This is a genomic window from Ornithinimicrobium jinqii (genome assembly GCF_045032595.1).
Lineage (GTDB): Bacteria > Actinomycetota > Actinomycetes > Actinomycetales > Dermatophilaceae > Ornithinicoccus.
The window spans coordinates 1-2,950 of sequence record NZ_JBJFZS010000057.1 but is presented as its reverse complement, the minus strand read 5'-3'; the positions used below and the strand labels follow the sequence as shown (position 1 = coordinate 2,950).

Sequence of the window (2,950 nt, the reverse complement as noted above, 5' to 3'; positions counted from 1 at the left end):
GCAGGCACGATGGACCATGCGGTGGAAGCCCGCGCTCAACGCTTTCGCCGTCACCTTCGCCGACCGCATGCCGGCCGCGGAGAACCTCTGAGATGAACACCAGAACCACCGTTCATCGGACAGACCCTACCCGTGCAGCAGTCCCCACCCGAGGATCTGTGTGGTGGGGGTGGGCTTCATTTTGTGATTGAGGATGGGCAGGGCCATCTGACGCTGGGGACCACTTGGACCAATCCTGGCGCCGACCCCGACGATAGTCTCGCTGCCACCGCGGCGCTGGTCTGCGACGACTCGTCGCCACTCAGCGCCGAGCCAAGCGGTGCAGTCAAGCCGGGCTGTGAATTTATTGAAGGGAAAATGGCCGGTGGGTGGATCGCGGGCGGCATGCAAATCCGGGAGTGTGGTACGCGCGGGCCATGGAATGACTGGAATTTGACGCTCTACTACAGATCGGTCCATCCTGTGCTGCCACCCCAAGAGGGCCGGCTCGGACAGGACATCGTCGTGCGGGGCCGCGCCGACGCCTCCGGCGGGGTGGACACCGGCCGTTGCACCGAGCAATCCGTCCGGGAGAACGACGCACAGGCGCAGGCCATGCTCGACGTGGTTGTCGAGGCCATCCGTTCTACCGGACCCGTCTCCGTCGAGATGCTAGGCAACCAGGACGAGGGGGTCGGTTGACTACGGGCCCGTCCGTACACCCGACTACGCCACGGAAACGTCGTCGTAGAGAACTCATTCCGGAGCCATCACGTCGCGCATAGTTAAATATTGACTAGCCCGCGCCAAACCTGCGTTTCGCAATTGGCGGGGAGGTAGCTGTAGGAGCCTTAACGGCTTTTCGCAGATGAGGCGTAGGTGGGGGTGGCGCGTCGGTTCCAGGGCGAGGACTAAGTCTTCCGATGATGGGAGCTCTCAGGCTGCAAAATTGAAAGACCTCGACGTCCCCGGCGCTCCCTCTATCGGCCCTCAGATGGCATCTTCACCGACCTGGAGACCCTCGGCCTGGAGGTCGCCGGCCAACTTCTCAAAGACGGCAACGTGCGGTGCTGGGCTGCCGGGTCGTCCAGCCCGATGCCTGGTGTGGGGTGATGCGACGCGAGGGCGTCCCGCGCGACACGGTCAGATGGGAACTGGCGCACGCGCCGTTCGCGGCGACCCACAGTCCGGCTTGCCCTGATGTTGAACTTGTCGGGCCATGCGCACGCGGTGCTAGCAACCCGGCGAGGAGCGCCATGCAATCGCCCGCTCATCGGCGTGAGGGTGTCTACCGGCCCTCGACGTGGTCGGTCACCAGCCTATTCCGGATGAGGACGCGCTCATCGGCGGTAGCGGCCAAGAGGGAATGGATGTCGGATGGGTGCTGTGGACAACACAACCCCCCGTCAGCCGGGGCCGCGGGGGGTTGCTGTCGTGTGCTCAGGACTTGTGGGCAGCTTCCCACTTCCTGATCAGATCCTGGGGGAGTCGGCCGCGACTGGGGTAGTCGATGCCCTGCTCGTCCAGCCACGCCTTGATGGCCCTGGTCTGGGAGGGGTCTCGGCGGGCGCTGCTGCTCGATCCGGGCTGGCGACGACCACCGACACGACGGCCGGCGTCCACGTACTTCTGGATCGTGTCGGCGAAATCGTCGGCCTCCTTCTGGGAGAGGTCGATCTCGTAGTCCACGCCGAGGAAACCGAACTTGACGGTCTGGCCGTCCTCACCGAGTTCCTTCCCGGACAGGTCCGAGACAAAGATGGTCTGCACCTTCTGCGCCACTATGACTCCTACACGGGTGGGGAAGAACGGATCCGTCCATCCTACGGGGTTATCCGCTCCCATACAGCATGTTTGGTGTCAGTGCCAGGATGCCCCTTGAGTGGTGGTGGCGGGTTGATGGTTGGGCTGCGCCTCATGTCCCTCGTCGCAGACGGGACGCCTTCTGGGTGGCGGTCTCTGTGCGGCTCCGAAGGGTGGCGACGCCCGGTCCGCTCAGGTCGTCGCAGTAGGTGGACCGGCCGGCCATCGCCATGGTGAGATCCAGGGTCGTGCCCCGGACGCAGGGCCCCGCGCCAGCTGCGAAGTGGCTGTCGGTCGCCTCGAGCCGCAGCCCGTGGACGTGTGTCTTGCTGGGGACGGTGAAGTCGCGTCGTACGAAGAAGTCCGCGACCTCCACGGCAGCGTCCGTGGCGGGCGTGGAGGTCAGGCCCAGTGGTTGCCTGATGTCCTGCCCATGCACGAGCACCTCTCCCAACCACGCAGGGGTGTGGCCGGACGCCGCTGTCGTGCTGGTGACCACCCGTCTGTAGCGGTCCAGGGTCTCACCGGGGGTGTCGCCCAGCTGCTCGGTCAGTCGGCGTTGGTTGTGCAGGTCGAAGTCGAACCGGGCTCCGATGACGCTGGTCATCCATCGGAGCCTGCCCGTGCTGGCGGCGGCCGTCAGGTGAGCGACGACGTCACGCACGGTCCACGCCCCGCACAGCGTCGGGCGTTGCCATTGCCCCTCGTCCAGGGCGGCCAGGTCCTCGGCCAGCCGGACACGTTCGCGGTGGATGGCCGCCCACAGGGCGCTTCGGGACATGGACACGGGGCTGTTCCTCCAGGAGCGCGCGGCAATGATTTCAGGAGAGTGGACCGGCGCGGGTCGTCGAACTCATCGATGATCCCGGCGCACGCCAGATACTTGCACGGGCAACGCCCCAGACGCTTCATCATCGATGCGGCAGACATCCCAGGTTCTGGTTGTGTCAAGCGGCGGTGTTGAAGTGGTGCTGCCAGGCGGTGTTCTCGTCGTAGAGGGTGCGTTGGCGAAGGCAGCCGTGGAGGATGCCGACCCAGCGATTTGCGAGCTGGCGCAGTGCGGCTTGGTGGCCGATCTTGCGGGCGCGGAGAGCCTTGTAGTAGGCGCGCGCGCCGGGTGAGCCACGAAGGGAGCAGAACGCCCACTGCTGCAGGGCGTCGCCGAGGC

General features: G+C 65.8%; 3 protein-coding genes and 1 pseudogene. 1 reads left to right on the top strand and 3 read right to left on the bottom strand.

Annotated features, from left to right (window positions below):
- Positions 1-183: 183 nt before the first annotated feature.
- Positions 184-681: a hypothetical protein gene (locus tag ACI3ET_RS16265; RefSeq protein WP_405034113.1), complete on the top strand. Its 498-nt coding sequence runs from the start codon at positions 184-186 to the stop codon at positions 679-681.
- Between the two features lie 738 nt (positions 682-1,419).
- On the opposite strand, the gene ACI3ET_RS16260 is transcribed toward ACI3ET_RS16265, so the two are convergent.
- The 3 genes and pseudogenes from ACI3ET_RS16260 to ACI3ET_RS16250 form a co-directional block, all read right to left on the bottom strand.
- On the bottom strand, positions 1,420-1,761 hold the full coding sequence (locus ACI3ET_RS16260) for a histone-like nucleoid-structuring protein Lsr2 (protein WP_405034112.1): 342 nt from the start codon (positions 1,759-1,761) through the stop codon (positions 1,420-1,422).
- A 133-nt stretch (positions 1,762-1,894) separates the two neighbouring features.
- Entirely contained in the window at positions 1,895-2,563 is a 669-nt protein-coding gene (locus ACI3ET_RS16255) for a maleylpyruvate isomerase family mycothiol-dependent enzyme (RefSeq protein ID WP_405034114.1), read from the bottom strand.
- A 166-nt stretch (positions 2,564-2,729) separates the two neighbouring features.
- Positions 2,730-2,950: pseudogene (locus ACI3ET_RS16250) on the bottom strand (IS110 family transposase); the annotation flags it as partial.

Excerpts from the sequence above, each read along its gene's own strand:
- ACI3ET_RS16255 (WP_405034114.1), bottom strand. The coding sequence starts at position 2,563 with ATGTCCCGAAGCGCCCTGTGGGCGGCCATCCACCGCGAACGTGTCCGG.